Raw genomic sequence first — 22,382 nt, 5'->3', positions numbered from 1 at the left:
CCATGACGGCCCAGCTCCCCGGAAAGACTCGCCGGAAAACGCGCATCGGTCTCGTCGCCGGCGGGCTGGGCACGTACTGGCCGCAGTTCCCGGATCTCCTGCCGCAACTCCAGGAATCCGCGCGCTATGTGTCGCAACGCTTCCAGGACATGGACGCCGAGGTCACCGACGCCGGGTTCATCTCCGACGCGCAGGAGGGCGCGGTCGCCGCCGAACAGCTCCGCAAGGCCGACTGCGACCTGATCGTGCTGTTCCTGACCACCTATCTCACCGCGTCGATGGTGCTGCCGATCGCCCAAAGGTCGAACACCCCGATCCTGGTCATCGACCTGCAGCCGACCGAGAAAATGGACCACGCCAATTTCGGCACCGGGGAATGGCTCGCCTACTGCGGGCAGTGCCCGGTGCCGGAGATCGGCAACACGTTCCGCCGGGCCGGTATCCCGTTCCGCTCGGTGTCGGGCTGGCTGCGCCAGGAATCAGCGTGGGAACGGATCGGGCAGTGGATCCGCGCCGCCCACGTCCGCGCCGCGCTCCGGCACGCCCGGCACGGGCTGATGGGCCACCTCTATCCCGGCATGCTCGACGTGTCGACCGACCTGACGCTGCTCCCGGCCACGTTCGGCTCACACGTCGAGGTCCTGGAATTCGACGATCTGCGCGTACGGGTGGAGAAGGTGACCGACACCGAGGTGAGCGACCGGATGCGGTTGGTCCGGGAGATCTTCACCCTGGACGGGACCGTCGACGAGAACGACTTCGCGTGGGGCGCCAAGGTCTCCGTCGGCCTCGACCGCCTCGTCGAGGACTTCGACCTGGACAGCCTCGCCTACTACCACCGCGGCCTCGACGGCGAGCAGCACGAACGCCTCGGCGCCGGCATGATCCTCGGCGCCTCCCTGCTCACGGCCCGGGGCATCCCGGCCAGCGGCGAGTACGAGCTGCGTACCACCGTGGCGCAGCTCGCCACCCAGGTCGTCGGCGCCGGCGGGTCCTTCTGCGAGCTCCAGGCCCTCAACTTCGAGGACGACGTGGTCGAGATGGGTCACGACGGCCCGGCCCACCTCGCGGTCGGTTCCCGCGAGCCGCGTCGACTTCGGCCGCGACCCGGGCGTCTGGGTCGACGCCTGGAGCGCGTCCGGTGTCGGCCACCACTGGTCGCTGTCGCTGGGCCACCGCGCGGCCGACTACCGCGCCGCCGCCGGATTGCTGGAGATCGGTTTCACCCAGGTCTGACCACCCGCGGTTATGGTGATCCTCCATGTACTTTGTGGAGGCTCACCGTGACCGACCGCCGGGGCAGGCCCGACACCGAGCTGGTCGTGACCACCGTCGGCCCGGCCGGCGGTCACGCGCACATCCACTGCGCCGGCGAGATCGACGAGACGACCGCACCGCTGCTGGCCGCCGCGATCGAGGCGGCCGCGCCGGCCAGCACCCGCATCGAGATCAACCTGGCCGAGGTCGAGTTCATCGACTCCTCCGGCATCAGCACCCTGGTCCGCCACTGCTCCGACGACTACGACCTGGCCCTGGTGGACATCCCGGCCCACGTCCTACGTCTCCTGGAGATCACCGGCCTGACCGACCTCTTCGCCCCCTGACCCGACCCTCGCCACCCACCGGCGGAGCGGCCACTGTCCCATATGGCGGATAAGGCCTTACTGCTACGCCCCGAGGATTCCGGCGCCCGGTTCCGGAACCGAAAACCCGTTATCCGCCCTTGCCCAACCCGTCCCGATGTGCTGTGCCCAGGAATGTTTTTCCAGCTCAGAGCCGTGATGGGCAAAACCGTCGCGGGACATTGACCTCGGTGACCGGACGGCCGGGCGGAACCGGTTCCGGCTTTGGTTCGTAACCGGTCCGACGACCCTTTGACACATCGGCGTAACGGAACTTAGCGTCGCCGTGAGCTCCCCCAGCTCGCGATGAGCGCGAAACCCCGACGCGCTCGTACCTCCGTACAAGGAGTGTCGTCATGACCGTCCCCACCATCCCCCGGTCACGTCGCCGGTGGCGCCTCGGCGCTGCCGGCGGCCTGGTCGTCGCGGTCGTCGCCGCTTTCGGCGCGGCCACCGCGATCGGCGCGCAAGCCGCCGAGACCCTGTTGTCGCAGGGCAAGCCCACCACCGCGTCGTCGTCCGAGAACGCGGGTGCGTTCCCCGCCGCGGCCGCGACCGACGGCAACACCGGCACCCGCTGGGCGTCCGCGTTCAGCGACCCGCAGTGGCTGCAGGTCGACCTCGGTGCCAGTTCGGCGATCACCCGCGTCGAGCTGAACTGGGAGGCCGCGTACGCGTCGAGTTTCACGATCCAGACCTCGGCCAACGGCAGCACCTGGACCAACGCCACCTCGACCCTCGCGGGGCAGGCCGGCGTGCAGAGTGTCACGGTCACCGCGACCGCCCGATATGTACGGATGTCCGGAACCGTGCGCGCCACGGCGTACGGATACTCGCTCTGGGAATTCAAGGTCTTCGGTGGCACCACCTCGACCGATCCGACCGTGCCCCCGGGTGGCAGTCTCGGCTCGAACGTCATCGTGTTCGACCCGTCGATGTCGGCGGCGTCGATCCAGAGCCGGGCCGACACGATCTTCCGGCAGCAGGAGTCCAACCAGTTCGGCCTCGAGCGGTACGTGCTCGCGTTCCAGCCGGGCACCTACAACGGCCTGAACATCCAGGTCGGCTTCTACACCTCGGTGCTCGGCCTCGGGCAGAACCCGCAGGACGTCCGGATCAACGGGGACATCACCGTCGACGCGGGCTGGTTCAACGGCAACGCCACCCAGAACTTCTGGCGCTCGGTCGAGAACCTGAGCGTGTACCCGGTCTCCGGGGCGAACCGCTGGGCCGTCTCGCAGGCCGCGCCGTTCCGCCGGATGGACATCCACGGCGACCTCAACCTCGCCCCCGCCGGGTACGGATGGGCGTCCGGCGGTTACATCGCCGACTCCCGGATCAGCGGCTCCGAGCAGCAGTACTCGCAGCAGCAGTGGTTCACCCGCAACAGCACGATCGGTTCGAGCCTGAACGCGGTCTGGAACCAGACGTTCGTCGGCGTGCAGGGCGCTCCCGCGTCGAGCTTCCCGAACCCGCCGTACACCACGATCGGCACCGCCCCGGCCATCCGCGAGAAGCCGTACCTGTTCCAGGCCGGTGGCGCATACCAGGTCTTCGTGCCGAACCTGCAGACCAACGCGTCCGGGGTGACCTGGGCCAACGGCAACACGCCGGGCACCGCGCTGCCACTGACGCAGTTCTACGTGGCCAAGCCCGGTGACAGCGCCGCGACCATCAACCAGGCGCTGGCCCAGGGCCTCAACCTGCTGTTCCAGCCGGGGATCTACCACGTCAACCAGACGATCAACGTGACCCGGGCGAACACCGTGGTGCTCGGCCTCGGCTACGCCACGATCATCCCGGACGGCGGCGTCACCCCGATGCAGGTGGCCGACGTGGACGGGGTGAAGATCGCCGGTCTGCTGTTCGACGCGGGCACCACCAACTCGGCGAACCTGCTGGTCGTCGGGCCTTCCGGGAGCAGCGCCAACCACGCCGCCAACCCGGCCACCGTGCAGGACGTGTTCTTCCGGATCGGCGGCTCGATCGCCGGCAAGGCCACCAACAGCCTGCTGATCAACAGCAACAACACGATCATCGACCACATCTGGGCCTGGCGCGCCGACCACGGCAACGCCGGCACCTACGGCTGGACGATCAACACCGCCGACAGCGGCCTCATCGTCAACGGCCAGAACGTCATCGGGTACGGCCTGTTCGTCGAGCATTACCAGAAGTACGAGGTCGTCTGGAACGGCAACGGCGGCCGCACGTACTTCCTGCAGAACGAGCAGCCGTACGACCCGCCGAACAACGCGACCTGGCGCAGCGGGGCCAACGGGTACGCCGCGTACAAGGTGGCCGACAGCGTGACCAGCCACGAGGCGTGGGCGATGGGGAGCTACTGCTACTTCAACGTCAACCCGCAGGTGCACTCGGACCGGGGCTTCGAGGTGCCGGTGACCGGTGGCGTGAAGCTGCACAACATCTTCACCGTCTCGCTGGGTGGCCAGGGCGTCATCGACCACGTCGTCAACAACACCGGTGGGCCGGCGCAGGGCACGGACACCGTGCCGGTGACCGTCGTCAACTTCCCGTAGGTAGTACCTCTCCGGAGCCGCGGATGATCAGCTCGGTGGGAAGGCTGATCACCCGCGGCTCCTTCGTACCCCCGTCCATCCGCTCGAAAAGAGCCCGCGCCGCGGCCCGGCCGATCGCGGCCGGATCCCGTGCCACCACGGTGATCGCGGGTTCCAGCAGGTCGGCCCGCGCGACGTCGTCCAGCCCGACCAGCGCGATCCGCCGGCTCACGCCGAGCTCCCGCAACGCCCGCACGGTGGCGATGGTGACCCGCTCACCGGCGGTGAGCAGCGCGGTGGGTGGCCCGGGCAACCCGAGCACGGCGGCGACGAGTCCGCCGTCCGCCTCGCAGGTCGGCAGGCCGGCCTCCCGCATCGCGTCGCGGTAACCCCGTCGCCGGTCGGCGCCGGACGTCCGCTCGCGCAGATAAGCGATCCGCCGGTGCCCGTGCGCGACGAGATGCCACACGGCGGCGGCCGCACCCGACCGATCGGCCGTGACCACCGTGTCCCCCGGGTGCCCGTGCCCCGGCCGGCCCACAAAGACCACCGGCGTGTCCTCCCGGGCCAGGTGGCCCTGATTCGGTGCCACCGGGGCGAGGACGAGGCCGTCCACGTGCCGCCTCGCGTACGCCGCCGCGAGGTCCCGCTCCCGGGCCGGGTCACCGCCGACGCTGCCGCTGAGCAGCACCACCCCGCGCTGCCTGCCCTCGTCCTCGATCGCCCGGTGCACCGCCGCCGTGAACGGGTCGCCCAGGTCGTCGAGCAGGACGCCGATGGTCCCGGTCCGCCGGTCGTGGCGGCGCAGCAGGCTGGCACCGAGATGCGGCCGGTAGCCCAGCGCGGCGATCGCGGCCCGGACCCGCGCTGCCAGTGCGGGATCCACCGTGGTCTCGCCGTTCACCACCCGGGAGACGGTCTTGAGGCTGACGCCCGCGCTGCGCGCGACGTCGTTCATCGTGGGCCGGCCCATCCTGCCCCTCAAATGATCACTGTCGGCAACGTACTCGAAACTTATTGTTGACAGTCGATCCCTTGAGACGTCTACTGCAAGACAACGTTGTCTCTCGATTTCTGCTAAATCGGTTTGGAGGAGACATGCGGCGATCAATGCTGATCAGGGGCGGGCGCCTCGGCCCCGCTCTGGCCGCTGTGACGCTCGTACTGGCCGGCACCGCGGCGTGCCGAGGCGGCGGCGAGGGTGATGTCGTCGGGCTGATCACCAAGACCGACACGAACCCGTTCTTCGTCACCATGAAGAAGGGCGCCCAGCAGGCCGCGGCCCAGCAGGGCGTGGACCTGCAGACGTTCGCCGGCAAACAGGACGGCGACAACGAGGCCCAGGTCCAGGCGATCGAGAACCTCATGTCGTTCGGCGCCAAGGGATTCCTCATCACCCCCAACGACTCCAAGGCGATCGTCCCGTCCATCGACAAAGCGCGGGAACAGGGCATGCTCGTCATCGCGCTGGACACCCCCACCGACCCGCCGGACGCGGCCGACGCCACGTTCGCCACCGACAACTACCAGGCCGGCCGGCTCATCGGGCAGTGGGCGAAGGCCAAGTTCGACAGGACCGGCACCGCGGCGAAGATCGCCATGCTCGACCTCAACGCCAACCAGGTCTCCGTGGACGTCCAGCGCGACCAGGGCTTCCTCGAGGGATTCGGCGTCGCGGTCGGCGACCCCGCCACGATCGGCGACGAGAACGACCCCCGGATCGTGGGGCACGACGTCACCGACGGCGCCGAGGACGGCGGGCGGACCGCGATGGAGAACCTGCTGCAGAAGGACCCGGCGATCAACCTGGTCTACACCATCAACGAACCCGCGGCGGCCGGCGCCTACCAGGCGCTGAAGACGGCCGGCCGGGACAAGGACGTCACCATCGTCTCGGTCGACGGCGGCTGCCCCGGCGTCGACAACGTCAAGAACGGTGTCATCGGCGCCACCTCGATGCAGTTCCCGCTGAAGATGGCGGCCCTGGGCATCGAGGCGATCGCCGCGTTCGCCAAGGACGGCACCAAGCCGCAGGTGAGCGCCGGCAAGACCTTCGTCGACACCGGAGTCCAGCTCATCACCGACGACCCGCAGGCCGGCGTGGAAGCCAAGGATTCCACGTGGGGCACGCAGAACTGCTGGGGCTGACACATGGCAACCGCCACCGATTTCGAGGTGCGCAAGGACGAGTCCTTCGCCCTGCGCCTGCAACACATCCTGCACGGCAACCCGGTCCTCGGGCCGCTGGCCGTCCTCATCGTGGCGATCATCGCGTTCTCGATCGTCAACGTCCGCTTCTTCTCCGCCACCAACCTCTCCCTCGTGCTCGCCCAGGTCACGGTCATCGCGGTGCTGGCGCTCGGCCAGACGCTGGTGATCCTCACCGCCGGCATCGACCTGTCGGCCGGCGCGGTCGCGGTCTTCTCGTCGATCCTGATGGCGGAGTTCTGCTTCCGGATGGACCTGCCGGGCATCGTCGCGCTGCTGCTCGGGCTCGCGGCCGGCACGGCGATGGGCGCGCTCAACGGCTTCCTGGTCACCCGGATCAAGCTGCCCCCGTTCATCGTCACACTGGGCACGCTGACCATCTTCTTCTCGCTGAACTCGGTGGTCTCCGACAGCGAGACGGTCCGCGGCGCCGACATGCCCGCGATCATGACCTGGGCGGGCGACTCGATCCCGATCGGTGGCTTCCGGCTCACCTACGGTTCGATCATCATGCTGGCCCTGTTCGCGTACTTCTTCTACGCGCTGCGCTCGACCGCCTGGGGCAAGCACGTCTACGCGACCGGCGACGACATCGAGGCGGCCCGGCTCGCCGGCATCCGTACCAGCCGGGTGTTGTTCTCGGTCTACACCATCGCCGGTCTGCTGTTCGCGGCCGGCGGCTGGATCCTCATCGGCCGGCTCGCGTCGGCCAGCCCGAACGTCGGCACCGACTACAACCTCGACTCCATCACCGCCGTCGTGCTCGGCGGGACCAGCCTGTTCGGCGGCCGGGGCAGCGTCCTGGGCACCCTGATCGGCGCCCTCATCGTCGGCGTGTTCCGCAACGGCCTGCAGCTCGGCGGCGTCGAAGTCGTCTGGCAGGGCTTCGCGATCGGCCTGCTGGTGCTGGTCGCCGTCTCCCTCGACCAGTGGATCAGGAAGGTCAAGTCATGACCGCCTGCACCGAACCACACCTGCCGGCGGCGGCCGGCGGCCGCGAGGGTGAGGGCCAGAAGGGCATGACAAAGGAGGTACAGCCGTGACGACGACCCCGGTTCTGCAAGCCAAGGGCATCACCAAACGGTACGGACGGGTCGTCGCGATCGACGGCAGCGACCTGGAGTTGTACCCGGGTGAGATCCTCGCGGTCATCGGCGACAACGGCGCCGGCAAATCCAGCCTGATCAAGGCGCTCTCCGGCGCGATCGTCCCGGACAGCGGCGAGATCTTCCTGGACGGCAAGCAGGTCCAGTTCCGCAACCCGATGGAAGCCCGTGAGGCCGGCATCGAGACCGTCTACCAGACCCTCGCGGTCGCCCCCGGTCTCGACATCGCCGACAACCTGTTCCTCGGCCGCGAGCAACGCAAACCCGGCCCGCTGGGCAGCGTCTTCCGCATGCTCGACCGGGGTCACATGCGCTCGGAGGCCCGCCGGCACATGTCCGAGCTCGGCATCGGCACCCTGCAGAACATCGGCCAGGCCGTCGAATCCCTGTCCGGCGGCCAGCGTCAGGCGGTGGCGGTGGCCCGCTCGGCCGCGTTCGGCAGCAAGGTCGTCATCCTCGACGAGCCCACGGCCGCCCTCGGCGTCAAAGAGGGCAACCGGGTCCTGCAACTGATCCGCGACGTCCGGGACCGCGGCCTCCCGGTCATCCTGATCAGCCACAACATGCCGCACGTCTTCGAGGTGGCCGACCGCATCCACATCCAGCGCCTCGGCCGCCGGGCCACGGTCATCACCCCGCGGTCGCACTCCATGTCCGAGGCGGTGGCCATCATGACCGGCGCCGCCGACCCGCCCCCACCTGCATAGCGGTTGCCGGCCGTCGTGGCACAGTGGCCGGTATGCGGCTGGTGCTCACGACCGACACCCACGTCCCCAAACGCGCCCGCGACCTCCCGGCGGCGCTGTGGGCGGCGATCGACGAGGCGGACGTCGTCGTGCACGCCGGTGACTGGGTGGACGTGCCGATGCTGGACGCACTGGAGGCACGCTCACGCCGGTTGGTCGCCTGTCACGGCAACAACGACGGGCCGGCGCTGCGGTCCCGGCTCCCGGAGATCGCGCGGGTCACCCTGGACGGGTTGCGGCTGGCGGTGATCCACGAGACCGGGGACGCGAAGGGCCGGGAACAGCGCTGCGAAGCCCTGTTCCCGGACACCGACGTGCTGGTCTTCGGTCACTCGCACATCCCGTGGGACACCACGACCGCGTCCGGGTTACGGCTGCTCAACCCGGGGAGCCCGACCGATCGCCGCCGTCAGCCGCATGCGACGTACATGACGGCGGCGATCCGGTCGGGTGCGCTCGCCGACGTGGTGGTGCACCCGGTCAGCCGACCGGCTGCCACGTCGACCGGTCGTTGACGTTCTCGAAGCTCAGCCCGCTCAGGATCTGCTTGATCCGGGCCTCGGGGAGGCCGCCCTCGCGGCTCTGGAACTCGGCGAAGTAATTGTCGTCGCCGAAGAGCCGGACGCAATGGGTGAGCTGCGAGTCGCAACGGACCCCGGTCTTCGTGGCCGGCCGGGTGCTGTCCGTCGGGGTGCCCTGCCAGATCCGCAGGAGACCGCCGGACACCTCGTCCATCGGGTCGACCAGATCGTCACCCTTCAGCGGGCCGCGGTGGATCGACACGATCGACACGATCTCGTCCGTCTCCGGGGTGACCTGGAGCGCCCCCACGACCTGGTAACCGTCGGGGAGATACCCGATGCGGTACGGCACGCGGATCGGGCGCGGCTGTGCCGGCGTCAGCCCCGCGACCATGGCCAGGGTGTCGGCCTCGGACATCGGGGCGAGGCTCTGGCCCGGCGCGAAAACGGCCCAGGCGTCGTCCGCGTACTCCCAGGCGACCGCCGTACGGGTGTACTCCGGGCCACCCTCCTCCTCCGGGAACATGCCCTCGGTGGGGTTGTCGTACCAGTTGTTGAACTGGCGCATCGTCGGGACCTCGTACGTCAGCTCCCGCTTCATCCCGGGCCGCCCGGCCACGGTGATCGCGGTCGACCGGCCGTACCTGCCGCGGTAGACCTGCTCGGCGCCGAACGACCTAGGGTCGTACACCCCGGGCCGGTAGACCCGGATCACCGCGTCCGCGTTCAGGTATTCCTTGTCGCCGACCCGCGTCGTGTCGCCGTCCCGGTAGACCGGCAACGTCTGGTAGCCCTGCGTCACCGCGTCCACCGGCCCGATCGTGTATCGACCGACCCGGTACTCCCCGAGCGTCGCCGCGAAGCCGTCGGGCTGGGTGAAGACCCGTTCCGTGACGGTCGGGGCCGCCGGGGTGACCGGCGGGCTCGTCTTCTGCGGCGTGCCGGTCAGCCCGGCCACCAGCACGGCCACGGTGAGGACGGCTCCGCCGGCCGCCGTGCCCGCGGCCCAGCGCCGCCGGGACCGGATCCGGCGCGCCCCGGCGATGATGTCGTCCGTGCTGGTACGCGGCGCGGGTGCACCCTGCTGGACGGCCTCAAGCACGTCCTCGATCCGATAGGACACGGTCGGCTCCCTTCCGGGTCTCTTCGCTGTTCTCCAGGGCCAGGACCGCGCGCAGCGTGTCCAGACCACGGCTCGACTGGCTCTTCACGGTCCCGGCGGAGCAGCCCATCGCCTCGGCGGTCTCCTCGACGCTCAGGCCCTCCATGAACCGCAGCACCAGCACCGCCCGCTGCCGGGGCGCGATCTGGCGCAACGCGGCCCGCAACCGCAGCCGCTCGTCGACGTCCCCGGACGGGTCCGGGCCCGCCACGTCCGGGAACGCGTCCCCGGCCGAGCGCTCCCGGCGCCACGGCCGCCGCTTCTCCCCGATCGCCGCGCGCACCACCATCGTGCGGGCGTAGCTGTCCGGCGACGCGACCTTGTGCCAGCGCAGGTACAGCCGTTGCAGCGAGCTGGTGACCGCGTCCTCGGCGGTCTGCCAGTCACCGCACGTCACGTACGCCAGCGCGCGCAACGGCTGGAACCTGGCGTTCACGAATTCCCGGAAGCCCTCATCGGCATCGGCGTTCACGCGATCGCGCTCCTCTCGTCGAGTCCTAGAGGGAACGGACCGCCCCGGAGGTTGCATCGGGCCCGGCACGAATTGGGGATTCGGCGATCATCCAAGGATTTCTATCCTCGGCTACGTTCCCCCCGCTCCCGGCCCCAAGGAAACAGCAATGGACCTGACACTCGCGATCCTGCTCGCCGGCGCCACCGTGTACGCCGGTGGCGTCGCCTATGTCCGGTCCGCTCAGGCCCGGGGAGCCTGCGGGGCACTGACCGTCGCGGCCGGTGCGGCCCTCGGCGTCGGCACCAGCCTGGTGCTCATGGTCGCCCTGGCCCAGGTCTCCACGCTCGCGGGCCTGGCCGCGGTCGCGCTGTTCGCCGCCGCGGGCATCTATCTCACGTTCGCCCGCGACCTCGGCCGCCGGCAGGCCGCCTGGTCCGCCGCCGCGGCCGCCGTGGTGATCACCATCTGCTTCCTGCTGGTGTCCTACCTCGCGGTGCTGTCCCTCATCGGCGCCACCGGTGTCTACCTCGTGTTACGCGGGCGGCTCCGGGTCGGCCAGGCACTGCTCGCGATGGGCACCACGTTCGGCGGCCTGATCGCGGCGGCCGCGGCCGTCTTCTTCATCAGCCTGACTTTCATGTAGACGCCCGTCAGGACAGGGCGAGCGACGCGCCCCGCCCCGTCCTGACGAACGTCAGACGCCCAGGTCGACGCTGGGGTACAGCGGGAACGCGCCGAGGAGTTCGTTGGCCTGCTTGCTGACCCGGTCGGCGACGGCCGGGTCCAGGGTGAACTTGGCCTTGCTGGCGCCGGCGGTGGTGCTGCTCAGCACGGTGTGCATGAGCTCCGCGATCTGGTCCATCTCCGCCGTGCCGAGGCCGCGGGTGGTCAGCGCGGGGGTGCCGACCCGGATGCCGGAGGTGTACCAGGCGCCGTTCGGGTCCTGCGGGATCGCGTTGCGGTTGGTCACGATGCCGGAGTCGAGCAGCGCCTGCTCGGCCTGGCGACCGGTCAGGCCGTACTTGTCGACGTCGACCAGGACGAGGTGGTTGTCGGTGCCGCCGCTGACCAGGGTGGCGCCGCGCTCGATCAGGCCGGCGGCGAGGGCCTGGCTGTTGTCGACGATGCGCTGGGCGTAACCGGCGAACTCGGGGCGGCGGGCCTCGGCGAACGCGACGGCCTTGGCCGCCATGACGTGCGGCAGCGGGCCGCCGAGCACCATCGGGCAGCCGCGGTCGACCTGGGCGGAGAGCTCGGGCTGGCAGAACACCGCGCCACCGCGCGGGCCGCGCAGACTCTTGTGCGTCGTGGTGGTGACGATGTGTGCGTGCGGGATCGGGTTGTAGTCACCGGTGAATACCTTGCCCGCGACGAGACCGGCGAAGTGCGCCATGTCGACCATGAAGGTGGCACCGACCTCGTCGGCGATCTCGCGCATCTTCGCGAAGTTCACCTTCCGGGGGTACGCGGAGTAGCCGCCGACGATGACCGCCGGCTTGAACTCCTTGGCGGTCTCCCGCAGCGCGGCGTAGTCGATCTGACCCGTGGCCTGGTCGACACCGTACGACCGCTGGTCGAACATCTTGCCGGAGATGTTGGGCCGGAAACCGTGCGTGAGGTGGCCGCCGGCGTCGAGGGACATGCCGAGCAGGCGCTGGTTGCCGAACGCCTGACGCAGTTCGGCCCACTCGGCGTCGGTCAGGTCGTTGATCTGGCGTTTGCCGAACTTCTCGAGGTAGGGCACCTCGACCCGGTCGGCCAGGATCGCCCAGTAGGCGACAAGGTTGGCGTCGATGCCGGAGTGCGGCTGGACATACGCGTACGGGGCGTCGAACAGCGCCTTGGCGTGCTCGACAGCGATGGACTCGACGGTGTCGACGTTCTGGCAGCCGGCGTAGAAACGGCGGCCGATGGTGCCCTCGGCGTACTTGTCGGAGAGCCAGTTGCCCATCGCGAGCAGCACGGCGGGCGACGCGTAGTTCTCGGACGCGATCAGCTTGAGCGACTCGCGCTGGTCGTGCAGCTCCTTGGCGATCGCGTCGGCGATCCGGGGCTCGACGGCGCGTACGGCGTCCAGTGCGGCGCGAAAGGCGGTGGATTCGGCGTTGAGCTCAGACATAGGGCCTCCCTATCACAGGTGAAGAGGCCCAGGCGCACGGCAATCACCCTCGACATGGGTGGAGCCGCTCCCCGATGGTCATCCATCCGAACGCGCCAGTCACGGCCCACGGCCATTGTAATCACTACTCTGGCGCCCGTGAACGGCGTCCAGATCTTGCTCATCGTCGGCGCGGGTATCGCCATCTCGGCCCTCGCCCACCGCGCGCGATCATCAACCTGGGCGTGCTGCTGGTGCTGCTCACCGCGGGAGCGCTCGGCCTGCTCTCGTCGTGGCTGTTGCCCTCGATCGGGCTGGCGGCGGCGTTCGTGCTCGGCTCGGTACTCGCCCCGCCGGACACCATCACCACCGTGTCGCACGGAACGGAGCTGGGCCTGCCCCGCCGGGTCACCACGATCCTGACCGGCGAGAGCCTGGTCAACGACGCGACGGCGCTGACGCTGTTCACCATCGCGGTGGAAGCGGTCGGCGGCGAGCACGCCAGCTGGGGTTCCGGCATCCGCGCGTTCCTCTACAACGCCGGGGTCGGCCTGGCCATCGGCGCGGGCCTGGCGGTGGCCACGCTCTGGCTGCGCAAACGCCTGCACAACCCGACCCTCGAGACGACGTTGTCGCTGCTGGTGCCGTTCACCGCCTTCCTGCTCGCCGAGCAGGTGCACGCCTCCGGCATCCTCGCGGTGGTCATGGCGGCGTTCTCGATCAGTACCAACACGTCGCTCGACCCCCGCCACCAGTACCCGGGCGCGTTCCGGACCCGCCTGCAGGAAGACGCGTTCTGGCCGGTCATGGACTTCCTGCTGGAGACCTTCGTGTTCGCGTACATCGGGCTGCAGTTGCGCTTCGTGGTCGAGGAACTCCGCGAGTCCGAGGACCCGGGCCTCACCCGTACCCTCGTCGCCGCGGGCGTCCTGCTCCTCGCGGCCATCGTCCTGCGCCTGGCCGGCGTGTACGCCCTGTTCGGCCGCTGGCACCTCAACGACCTCCTCAACAAGCGCCGCCTGGCCGCCGACCCGGCCCTCGCCCGCCGCTTCGAGGAGCATCGCAAGCGCCACAACCGCCTGGACACCCCGCTCGGCGCACCCAACTCCCGCGAAACCCTCATCGTGGGCTGGACCGGCATGCGAGGCATCCTGACGCTGGCCGCGGCGGCGGCCATCCCGGAGACGACCGCCTCGGGGGCACCCTTCCCCGGCCGCAACGCCATCCAGGCGATCGCCCTGATCGTCACCCTCGGCACCCTGCTGCTGCAGGGCACCACCATCCGCCGCTTGATCACTCTGCTGCGGATCGACACCAAGCCGGAACGCGACCGGGAAGCCCAGATGCGCCACCGGGCCGAGAACCTGGTCGCCACCGCCGCGACCGGCACCAGCGACGAGGACTTCGACGCCCAGCGCACCGCCCTGAGCACGGCCATGATGAAAGGCCAGGTCGACGAGGACACCGCCAAGGACCTGATCGCCAAGATCGACCTCCGCCAGGCCGCCCGCCACACCCTCCCCTGACCGCGCCCAACGCCGTGGGTGCGTCAGGAGGCGGTGTCGGGGCGGGTCAGGAGGGATTGGTACCAGGCGGCGTCGGGGGTGTTGGTGGCCGGGTAGGTGGCCAGGGGGTCGGTGGCCTGGGTGGCTGAGTCGAAGTCCCAGGCTCGGGTGGCGGCTCCGGCCTGGCGGCCGGAGATGATGAAGGTCTTGTTGGAGGCGGTCGCCGCCCAGAAGCGGGCGCCGTCCTTGAGTTCGGCGCTCTCGTTCGGCTGGAACTCGACGAAGGCCAGCTGGGGGAAGCGGATCCGGGCCGATGGGGCCTGGTCGGTGGCGGCGGTGAGGGTGCCCGCGGCGACGGTCACCGTACGGCCGGCCGCGGTTGCCCGGGTGGTCGGGAAGCGGGCGTCCGGGGTGGTGGCGTGCGCTCCCCAGGTGATGGTGGCCGGGCCGGCCGTACCCTTCCAGTCCCAGTTCTGGGTGTTGCTCTGGCTCTGGTGGATCTCGCGGATCTCGGTGCCGGCCGGGTCGGTGAAGGCGACCGTGGGCAGAATGCCGGTGTCGTATTTCGCCGCGGCGGACCAGGTGATCTCGCCCGCGTTGTCGAGCCGGCCGACCCGGGACCAGAGGTTGGCGCCGGTCGGGGCCTGGTGGACCTCGACGAGGGTGCCGTCGTTGTTGAGGGCGACCGCGGGGTTCCTGCCGGTGTCGTATCTTCCGTGCCGGAGCCAGGTCACCCGGCCGTCCGGGCCGTAGGTGCCGGTCCAGTACCAGAGCACGCCCGCGCCGCTGTCGTGCACCTCGACGACTTGACCGTTCGCGTTGAGGGCGACCGCCGGGGTGGTGCCGGTGTCGCGTTTGTAACCGGTGCGGGCCGTGCCGTTGCCGGACAGGACGGTCACCACGCGGCCGCGCAGTGAGGCGATCGTGGGCAGCGCCGCCGGGGTGTCGAGCGCGCGGACCAGGCGGGGACCGAAGACGTCGGTGAGTTCCTGGTTGAGGGCGCCGAGGTTGCCGTTCGCGTACGTGGTCCGGGTGGTCAGGTCGTCCTTGAGGTCCAGCAGCACGGTGACCGGGGCGGCCGACGGGTGCGCCACCGACCAGGTGTTCACGACCGTGAGCCAGTCGCGGAGCCGGTCGCCGGCCGGGTTGCCGCCGGTGTGGTCGACCTGGTCGCCAGCGGAGCCGTGACCGAGCCGGTAGTCGCCGACGGTGGCGTGCTCACCGCTCCAGATGTCGTACTCGACGAATCGGATCCCGGCGTCGAGCTGGTGGGTGATCGACCCGCGGGCGCCGCCCGAGTAGGAGTTGTGCGTCGCGCGGAAGATCGCCGACGCGAACGGTAGGTCGTCGGCGGGAGCGGCCACGGCGGCCTGCGGGACCGCGGTCAGCACGGCACTGAACAGTGTCGCGGTGAACAACGCGGCCCCGAGGGCACGGAGATCGGTCATGCGGTCGACCCTAGGAGCAATCGCCGGATGTCGATAGAAGGCGCAGGGAACGGAGCGTGAACAGATCAGACCCGGAAGCGGTTCGCCACCGTACGCAGTTCGTCCGCGACCCGATTCAGCTGACCGACCGCGTCGTCCGCCTCGACCAGCGTGCTGCTGGTGAGCTCGGCCGACTGGGCGACGCCGTTGATGTTGGCGGCGATGGTCGAGCTGCCGCCGGCGGCCTCGCCGATGCTGCGGCTCATCTCCTGGGTGGTGGCCGTCTGTTCCTCGACGGCCGAGGCGATGGTGACCTGGTAGTCGTTGATCCGCTGGATGATCTGGGAGATCTCACCGATCGCCGCGACCGCGCTGGACGTGTCCGCCTGGATCGTCTCGACCCGGCGGGAGATGTCCTCGGTCGCCTTGGCGGTCTCCTGGGCGAGGTCCTTGACCTCGGAGGCCACCACGGCGAAGCCCTTGCCGGCCTCGCCGGCGCGGGCCGCCTCGATGGTCGCGTTCAGGGCGAGCAGGTTGGTCTGCTCGGCGATCGCGGTGATCACCTTGACCACGTCGCCGATCTCGGCCGACGAGGTGCCGAGCTTGGCGACCGTCTCGTTGGTGGTCTGGGCGACGCCGACCGCGCTGGACGCGACCTGGGCCGCGTCGTTGGCGTTCTGGGCGATCTCGCGGATCGAGGCGCCCATCTCGTCGCTGCCGGCCGCGACCGACTGGACCGAGGCGGAGACGTCGCCGGCCGCGCCCGCGACCAGGCCGGCCTGGGCCGCCGCCTCGCGGGCGCTCTCGCCGATCCGGATGGTGACGCCGGTGAGCGCCTGGGTGCTGGTGCCGAGGTCCTGGGCGCCGCCGGTGAGCTGGGCGACGGTGGAGCGCAGGCCCTCGCGGGCCCGGTTGACGGCGGCCGCCATCCGGCCGAGTTCGTCGCGGGAGCGCACCTCGGCGGCGACGGTCAGGTCGTTCTCGGCGACCGCGCCGAGCGCCTGGGCGACGGTGGCGAGCTGCCGCTTGATGACCCCGACCACGAACGTGGTGAGGGCGGCGGCGAGCAGGATGCCGGCGACCAGGGCGACGATGATGATCCAGCGCGAGGAGTTCGCGGCGTCGGCGGCCTTCGTGGCCAGCGCGTCAGCCTCGGTGTCCTCGGCCTTCTGCAGGTCGGAGATCGACGTGTTGACCGATTCCTCGGCCGCCGAGAGCGCGGCGAGCTGCTTGTCCGCGGCCGGGAGCGAGAAACCGGACGGGGCGGCCTCACCGAACAGGAGCACATTGCGCAGGACCCCGTAGGTCCGCGCGGCGTCGGCGAAATCGTCCAGGGTCTTGAGCCGGCCGGGCGACGCCGCGGCGATGACCCGGTACCGGTCCACCGCCGCGGTGACCTTCACGTCCGCGTCGGTGACGGCGTCGCGGCCCAGCTTCTTACCGGCCGCGTCCGCTCCGAGCTGCCAGAGGAGCATGCCGCGGAACATGTCGGAGATGCCGCCGCGGATCTCGGCGACCTGCTGGAGGCTGTCGACGTGGTCGGCCTTCATGGTCGACAGGTCGGACTTCAGCTCGCTCACCCTGTACAGGGCGAGGATGCCGACCAGGAGCGCGACCACGCCCATGGCCACCGCGGGCAGCGCGGTCTTCATCGCCATCCTGCGGTCGGCGAGCCAGCCCACAGCCGGGCTGCGTTTGACAGTGACCTGAACGCGGTCGTTCACGATTCCTCCACTTGACGGTCCGTGATTAAGAATCGCGTCCGGGTGGGAGGAACTTAGGCAAAACGCGAAAGAAGGTCAGATGACGGCGAACTCCACCACTTCCGCATCTCCCGGCTGCCAACCATCGATGACGAGGGCGACATAACGGACCTCGGCGCCCAACGGGACGTATTCCAGGCCGTCGGTGGACGCCTCGACCCGGTGCGGTCGCCGGCGTCCGGCCGCCGACCAGGTCAGCCGGACGTCCCGGACGGCGTGCGGCGCGCCGAGGTCCACCACCATCCGCCCCGCCGGGCCGGGACGCCACGCGGTGCGGGGGTCGCCGTCGACCGCGTGCTCCGGTGAACTCATGCCCTCGGGCAGCGGCGCCACCGGGAACGTGGTCCGGCCGCGGGACAGATCGGCGGCCGGGGTGATCGGCACGTCCGGCACGGTCACCGTCCGCGATTTGCCCGCCATCACCCGTACGGTGGCAGTCCAGACGCCACAACGCAGGGTGACCACCGTCCGGCGACCCTGGGGCGCCGTCACGGTGACCCGGTGTGAATCCCGAACGGTGCAGACGGTGCCGATCGCGGGTTCGCCGGTGAGGATGAAGCGGGGCGGCTCGACCAGGGCGGTGCCCCGCTCCAGGCTGACCCGCCACTCGAGGCCCTGCTCGGTGACGACCTGCTCGCCGACGTACAGCCGGCGCCGGGAGGGCAGCCGCACCGGCACGTCGACCGCCGGTTCCGAGGTGAGGTTGAAGACGCTCAGATGCTCCTCGGCGTCGCTCACCAGCAGACCGGGGGCGCTCGGCAGCCGGCGTGCCGCGAGCCGGGCCAGATCCCGGCCGGTGCCCGGGTAACCCTCGACGATCGGTGCCGGGGCACGCACCTCGGTGGCGGTGACCGTGATGCGGCCCTTGCCACCGTGGGTGACGAGGCCCGCGCGGCCGTCGATGCCCACCCACCGCGACGCCGTCCGGGTCTGCGGCACCACGGCCACATCGGTCCAGGTCAGCGCGTCGGTCGAGGTCTGGATGACAAACTTCTTCGCGTACGACGCCTCCCACGCGATCCGCACGCCGGCCACCGTCACGGCGGATCCCAGGTCGACCGCGAGCCAGCTGTCCGCCCGGCCCTGCTCCTGCGGGGACACCGCCCAGCGCGTCTCCGGGTTGCCGTCCGTGGCGTGCCGGGCCGGGTTCCAGCCGTCCTCGGACGACACGATCGGCATCGCGCCCTGGGCGAGATCGGCGCCGTGGACGTCGAGCACGCCGAACGAGAACAGCGAGTAGCCGTTCTCCGTGGCGGGTTCCCGGCCCAGCATCCGGACGTACCGCGCCGGCCGTGGGGCGAAGTCGATGTCCCCGGTGATCTGGTCGGCCAGCTCCACCCTGCCGCCGGAATGCGTGAACGTGCGGGCCCCGTCGAGGCCGGGCACCCCGGGCATCGTGAGCGCGAAGAGCGTGAGGCCACCCTCGCCGGGCAACCCGGTGCTCGCGTAGACGACGGTGCCGGTCGGCAGCGTGGTGAACCCCGCGTAACCGTCACCGGACCCGAGCACCGTCGCGGTCGCGTCCACCCCGTCCCGGTTCTTCTGCCACGCCCGGGTCCAGCTCCACGACGGGGTGAGGCCGGCCGGCAGGAACGCGGACGCCCGGGTGTCGACGAGCCAGTTGTCGTGACCCGGCTGCCAGAGGAACCGGACGAAGCCCGGCCGGGTGACGGCCGCCGCGAACGCCGCCGGGCTCTGGTGCACGGTCAGGCCGGCGTCCGCACCGAAATCCCGGGTGCCCCGGGCGTCGGCGAAGAACCGCTGCCTGCTGACCGGGCGCACCGGCTCCGCGCGCAGCCGGTGGAACAGGTAGGCGATGGCGAGTTCGGCGCGGGCCTGCGGCTCGTCGCTCTCCGCGCCGCCGAACTTCAGCAGCCGGTTCGCCGGCTCGTGACGCTGGTAGGGCAGGAGCCGCTCGGCGAGATCCGCCTCGGCCCGGGCCGCGTGCCGGTCGCCGTGGACCTGCGCGAGGAAGGCGAGCGGCAGCACGTCCCGGCCGTACGCGTGATAGTGGTCGGCGGCCATCGGCATGACCGGCTCGCCCGCGTCGCCGGCCAGCAACCGCAGCGTGCGCCAGAGCTCGTCACCGTTGGGCCGGCGGGTCAGCACCGGCGGCAGCGGCTGCCCGGCGACCAGGAAGTGGATGGCCGAGCGGCCCGCGGTGCGCCACAACTCGCTCTGGTGGAACGGATTCACCAGCTCGTCACGGCGTACGGCAAAGGTGTCGTCCAGGTTGTGGGCGGTCACCAGCTGGTCGATGCGGTCGCCGTCGATCAGCGCCGGATTGGCCCGGTCGGCGGCGGGCAGACCGCTCGCGTTGGCCGTCCACAGCAGGAACCGCTCCCGCCACTCCGCCGCCGGGTCGCCGGCCCCGGCCCAGGCGATGCCCGGGGCCAGCGCCTGGGCGTAGGCACCCATCTCCACGAGCTTGGAGTCGCCGGGCCGGCCACCCGCGGTGCCGTTCGTCGTCGATCCGGTGCTCAGCGGGTCGTCGCCGGCGCCCAGTTCGTACGCGTAAGCCGCCTGGCCGGTGGCAATTTTCGTGACGGCGGCCCGGGTCGCGTCGTCCAGATCGGCCCAGAGCAACCGGGCGGCCAGCAGGAAATAGAGCTCGAACGTGGAGTCCCAGAACAGCCGCCGCCCCCACCCGGTGCCGCCGGCCAGCCGGTTGGTGGCCGCGAACCGCCGGATCGTGGCGATCGTCCGGGCCCGCAACACCGGCGCGGCGACACCGGTGAGCCGCGGGTCGTAGTCGTCGAGGCCGAGCAGCACGGCATTGCCCAGCACCGCCGTGAACCGGAAGTCAGCGGCGGCGTATGCCCCGATCGTGTCGTCCCACTGCTCCTGCACCCACCGGGTATGCAGGTGCAGCGCCTCGCGGTAGACAGCCGCGACCGGATTGTCCGCCGCCCGCGCCGCGGTCGCCGTCGCGCTGGTCAGGCCGGTGAGACCGGTCAAGCCGGCCAGCATGAGCAGCCGGCGGCGGGACAACGGGAGCAAGGGGACCTCCATGACGAATCAGGACGGTCTCCAAGCCTTCGCCCACACGCCAAAGGCTGTCAAATCTGCGCATCTCTGTCCTTTATAAATCCTGGTGCCGCGTGCATATCCTCTTTCGTGGCGGGCACCCCCATGGTCATGCGAGCACTGACGTGGCAGGGCCAGGCGAAGGTATCCGTGGAAGACGTGCCGGACCCGAAGATCGAAGAACCTACGGACGCGATCATCCGGGTCACCTCGACGGCGATCTGCGGGTCGGACCTGCACCTGTACGACGTCCTCGGGATGTACCTCGACAAGGGGGACGTACTCGGGCACGAGCCGATGGGCATCGTCGAGGAGGTCGGCTCGGCGGTCACCCACATCAAGCCCGGTGACCGGGTGGTCGTGCCGTTCAACATCTCCTGCGGACGGTGCTGGATGTGCAGCCGGGGCTTCTTCGCCCAGTGCGAGACCACCCAGGTGAAGGAGCACGGCAAGGGCGCGTCGCTGTTCGGGTACACCAAGCTGTACGGCCAGGTGCCCGGCGGCCAGGCGCAGTACCTACGCGTGCCGCAGGCGCACTTCGGGCCGATCAAGGTGCCGGACGGCCACCCGGACGAGCGCTACCTGTTCCTCTCCGACGTTCTCACCACGTCGTGGCAGGCGGCCAAGTGGGCGGACATCGTGCCCGGGGGCAGCGTCTTCGTGACCGGCCTCGGCCCGATCGGGCAGATGAGCGCCCGGATCGCCCGGCACCTCGGCGCCGAGCGGGTCATCGCGACCGACAACGTGCCGGCCCGGATCGAGATGGCCCGGCGCAACGGGATCGAGGTGCTGAACTTCGACGAGGTCGAGGACGTGCCCGGTGCCGTGCTGGAGATGACCAACGGTCGCGGCGCGGACAGCGTGATCGAGGCGGTCGGCATGGAAGCGCACGGCACGCCGTTCCAGGAGTTCGCGCAGAAGGCCGCGGGGTTGCTGCCCGACGCTGTCGCGCGCAAGGCGATCGACACGGCCGGCGTGGACCGGATGGGCGCGCTGCGGACGGCGTTCGCCGCGGTCCGGCGGGCCGGGACGGTGTCGATCATCGGGGTGTACGGCGGACAGGCCGACCCGATGCCCATGTTCGACCTGTTCGACAAGGGCGTGACCATGCGGATGGGTCAGGCCCACGTGAAGCAGTGGGCCGACGACATCCTGCCGCTGCTCACCGGTGACGACGATCCGCTGGGCGTGGACGACCTGGTCACCCACCGGCTGCCGCTCGAGGACGCGCCCCGGGCGTACGACATGTTCAAGAAGAAGGACGACGGCTGCGTCAAGGTCGTACTCAAGCCCTGATCTGTTCTTCTCGAGCCACGGCGGGACACTGGATCCATGTATGTAATCAGGGAGAAGTTCTTCTCGATCGGTGACGACTTCGACGTGCTGGACGAGCACGGCACGAAGCTCTACCGGGTCGACGGCAAGGTGCTCAGCGTCCGCAACAAGGTCGTCATCGAGGACCCGTCCGGCGCCGAGGTGGCCAGCGTGCACCGGCACCTCGTCGCGCTCCGGCCGACGTACGAGATCCAGATCGGTGGCGAGAAGGCCGCCGAGGTCAAGAAGAAGCTCTTCACGCCGTTCCGGGACAAGTTCACCATCGACGTCCCCGGGCCCGACGATCTGACCATGAAGGGCGACCTGCTCGACCACGAGTACGTGATCGAGCTCGGCGGCGAGGAGGTGGCCGCGGTCTCGAAGCGCTGGCTGACCATCCGCGACACGTACGCGGTCCAGGTCTCCGCAGGTCAGAACCCGCTGCTGATCATCGGCGCGGTGCTGGCGCTGGACCTGGCCCTGGAACGCGAGGAGAAGAAGAAGGAGGAGGCGAAAGAGGACTGACCACTGTATTCAAACAGTCACTAAACGTGACTCATACTTTCGGCTAGTCATTGCTCGACCTCTCGGCTAAGGTCTTGGTAACCGAACGGCCAAGCACGCGTCGGTGGCGGCGGTCTCATCGATCACCGTCGACCGGCGAACCGATAGTGGCACCAGATACGGTCCGGCTCTCCCCGGGACCGGTGCCGAGGAGGACGACGGACATGACTGTCACGCAGACGAGCCCCACCACGACGCCCGCGTCGAAGCGCGCGAAGATCAGCGAGGCATCCGCTGACAGCGCCGCCGACCTCCTGAACGCCATGGCCGCCATGCCGGTCGGCCACCCCTCCCGCGCACGCCTGCGGGACCGGGCGATCGAGGCCTGGATCCCGCTCGCCCGGCA

At 70.1% G+C, this 22,382-nt stretch carries 17 protein-coding genes, 1 pseudogene and 1 riboswitch; of the genes and pseudogenes, 11 read left to right on the top strand and 7 right to left on the bottom strand.

What is annotated here, in order from left to right:
• Nucleotides 1-2: 2 nt before the first annotated feature.
• Both ACIA6A_RS39950 and ACIA6A_RS39945 read left to right on the top strand, forming a co-directional pair.
• Entirely contained in the window at nt 3-1,604 is a 1,602-nt protein-coding gene (locus ACIA6A_RS39950) for an STAS domain-containing protein (protein WP_396103362.1), read from the top strand.
• A 374-nt stretch (nt 1,605-1,978) separates the two neighbouring features.
• The gene (locus ACIA6A_RS39945; RefSeq protein ID WP_396103361.1) at nt 1,979-4,162 is read left to right on the top strand and encodes a discoidin domain-containing protein; all 2,184 of its coding nucleotides are present in this window, start codon (nt 1,979-1,981) and stop codon (nt 4,160-4,162) included.
• Here ACIA6A_RS39945 and ACIA6A_RS39940 read toward each other — a convergent pair.
• A complete protein-coding gene (locus ACIA6A_RS39940; protein WP_396103360.1) occupies nt 4,149-5,099 on the bottom strand; it encodes a LacI family DNA-binding transcriptional regulator in 951 nt (316 codons plus the stop codon). The genes ACIA6A_RS39945 and ACIA6A_RS39940 overlap by 14 nt on opposite strands.
• A 140-nt stretch (nt 5,100-5,239) precedes the next feature.
• Here ACIA6A_RS39940 and ACIA6A_RS39935 point away from each other — a divergent pair, with 140 nt between their 5' ends.
• The 4 genes from ACIA6A_RS39935 to ACIA6A_RS39920 all read left to right on the top strand — a co-directional run bounded on the left by ACIA6A_RS39935 (nt 5,240) and on the right by ACIA6A_RS39920 (nt 8,716).
• On the top strand, nt 5,240-6,289 hold the full coding sequence (locus ACIA6A_RS39935) for a sugar ABC transporter substrate-binding protein (protein WP_396103359.1): 1,050 nt from the start codon (nt 5,240-5,242) through the stop codon (nt 6,287-6,289).
• 3 nt (nt 6,290-6,292) lie between these two features.
• Nucleotides 6,293-7,303 (top strand): ABC transporter permease, encoded by a 1,011-nt coding sequence (locus ACIA6A_RS39930; protein ID WP_396103358.1) that lies wholly within the window; start codon nt 6,293-6,295, stop codon nt 7,301-7,303.
• A gap of 85 nt (nt 7,304-7,388) precedes the next feature.
• Nucleotides 7,389-8,162, top strand: a complete 774-nt coding sequence (locus ACIA6A_RS39925; protein WP_396103357.1) for an ATP-binding cassette domain-containing protein — start codon at nt 7,389-7,391, stop codon at nt 8,160-8,162.
• A gap of 32 nt (nt 8,163-8,194) precedes the next feature.
• A complete protein-coding gene (locus ACIA6A_RS39920) occupies nt 8,195-8,716 on the top strand; it encodes a metallophosphoesterase family protein (RefSeq protein ID WP_396103356.1) in 522 nt (173 codons plus the stop codon).
• On the opposite strand, the gene ACIA6A_RS39915 is transcribed toward ACIA6A_RS39920, so the two are convergent.
• Both ACIA6A_RS39915 and ACIA6A_RS39910 read right to left on the bottom strand, forming a co-directional pair.
• The gene (locus tag ACIA6A_RS39915) at nt 8,682-9,845 is read right to left on the bottom strand and encodes a hypothetical protein (protein ID WP_396103355.1); all 1,164 of its coding nucleotides are present in this window, start codon (nt 9,843-9,845) and stop codon (nt 8,682-8,684) included. The genes ACIA6A_RS39920 and ACIA6A_RS39915 overlap by 35 nt on opposite strands.
• The gene (locus tag ACIA6A_RS39910; protein WP_396103354.1) at nt 9,817-10,356 is read right to left on the bottom strand and encodes a SigE family RNA polymerase sigma factor; all 540 of its coding nucleotides are present in this window, start codon (nt 10,354-10,356) and stop codon (nt 9,817-9,819) included. The genes ACIA6A_RS39915 and ACIA6A_RS39910 overlap by 29 nt, the downstream gene beginning before the upstream one ends.
• 148 nt (nt 10,357-10,504) lie before the next feature.
• On the opposite strand from ACIA6A_RS39910, the gene ACIA6A_RS39905 reads away from it, so the two are divergent.
• Entirely contained in the window at nt 10,505-10,981 is a 477-nt protein-coding gene (locus ACIA6A_RS39905; RefSeq protein WP_396103353.1) for a hypothetical protein, read from the top strand.
• A gap of 51 nt (nt 10,982-11,032) precedes the next feature.
• Here ACIA6A_RS39905 and ACIA6A_RS39900 read toward each other — a convergent pair whose 3' ends face one another.
• A complete protein-coding gene (locus ACIA6A_RS39900; protein ID WP_396103352.1) occupies nt 11,033-12,457 on the bottom strand; it encodes a glycine hydroxymethyltransferase in 1,425 nt (474 codons plus the stop codon).
• A gap of 19 nt (nt 12,458-12,476) precedes the next feature.
• A riboswitch (ZMP/ZTP riboswitch) is annotated at nt 12,477-12,570 on the bottom strand.
• On the opposite strand from ACIA6A_RS39900, the gene ACIA6A_RS39895 reads away from it, so the two are divergent.
• Nucleotides 12,532-13,962: a cation:proton antiporter gene (locus ACIA6A_RS39895; protein ID WP_396103351.1), complete on the top strand. Its 1,431-nt coding sequence runs from the start codon at nt 12,532-12,534 to the stop codon at nt 13,960-13,962. It overlaps the preceding riboswitch by 39 nt.
• A 23-nt stretch (nt 13,963-13,985) precedes the next feature.
• Here the strand turns inward: ACIA6A_RS39895 and ACIA6A_RS39890 are convergent, their stop codons facing one another.
• The 3 genes from ACIA6A_RS39890 to ACIA6A_RS39880 form a co-directional block, all read right to left on the bottom strand.
• Nucleotides 13,986-15,389: a hypothetical protein gene (locus tag ACIA6A_RS39890; protein WP_396103350.1), complete on the bottom strand. Its 1,404-nt coding sequence runs from the start codon at nt 15,387-15,389 to the stop codon at nt 13,986-13,988.
• 65 nt (nt 15,390-15,454) lie between these two features.
• Nucleotides 15,455-17,092, bottom strand: coding sequence for a methyl-accepting chemotaxis protein (locus ACIA6A_RS39885; protein WP_396103349.1), 1,638 nt, complete (start codon nt 17,090-17,092; stop codon nt 15,455-15,457).
• Between the two features lie 75 nt (nt 17,093-17,167).
• On the bottom strand, nt 17,168-20,131 hold the full coding sequence (locus ACIA6A_RS39880) for a discoidin domain-containing protein (RefSeq protein WP_396103348.1): 2,964 nt from the start codon (nt 20,129-20,131) through the stop codon (nt 17,168-17,170).
• 138 nt (nt 20,132-20,269) lie between these two features.
• On the opposite strand from ACIA6A_RS39880, the gene ACIA6A_RS39875 reads away from it, so the two are divergent.
• From ACIA6A_RS39875 to ACIA6A_RS39865, 3 genes and pseudogenes are all read left to right on the top strand, one after another.
• Nucleotides 20,270-21,454 carry a zinc-dependent alcohol dehydrogenase gene (locus ACIA6A_RS39875; protein ID WP_396103347.1) on the top strand — a complete coding sequence of 395 codons (1,185 nt, stop codon included), beginning with the start codon at nt 20,270-20,272 and terminating at the stop codon, nt 21,452-21,454.
• 36 nt (nt 21,455-21,490) lie between these two features.
• Nucleotides 21,491-21,997 carry an LURP-one-related/scramblase family protein gene (locus ACIA6A_RS39870; protein WP_396103346.1) on the top strand — a complete coding sequence of 169 codons (507 nt, stop codon included), beginning with the start codon at nt 21,491-21,493 and terminating at the stop codon, nt 21,995-21,997.
• A 203-nt stretch (nt 21,998-22,200) separates the two neighbouring features.
• Nucleotides 22,201-22,382, top strand: a pseudogene (locus ACIA6A_RS39865) (RNA polymerase sigma factor SigF); the annotation flags it as partial.

It is taken from the genome of Actinoplanes sp. NPDC051494, from assembly GCF_044454705.1.
In the GTDB taxonomy this organism is placed as follows: Bacteria; Actinomycetota; Actinomycetes; order Mycobacteriales; family Micromonosporaceae; genus Actinoplanes.
This window is presented reverse-complemented; position numbering and strand designations above follow the sequence as displayed.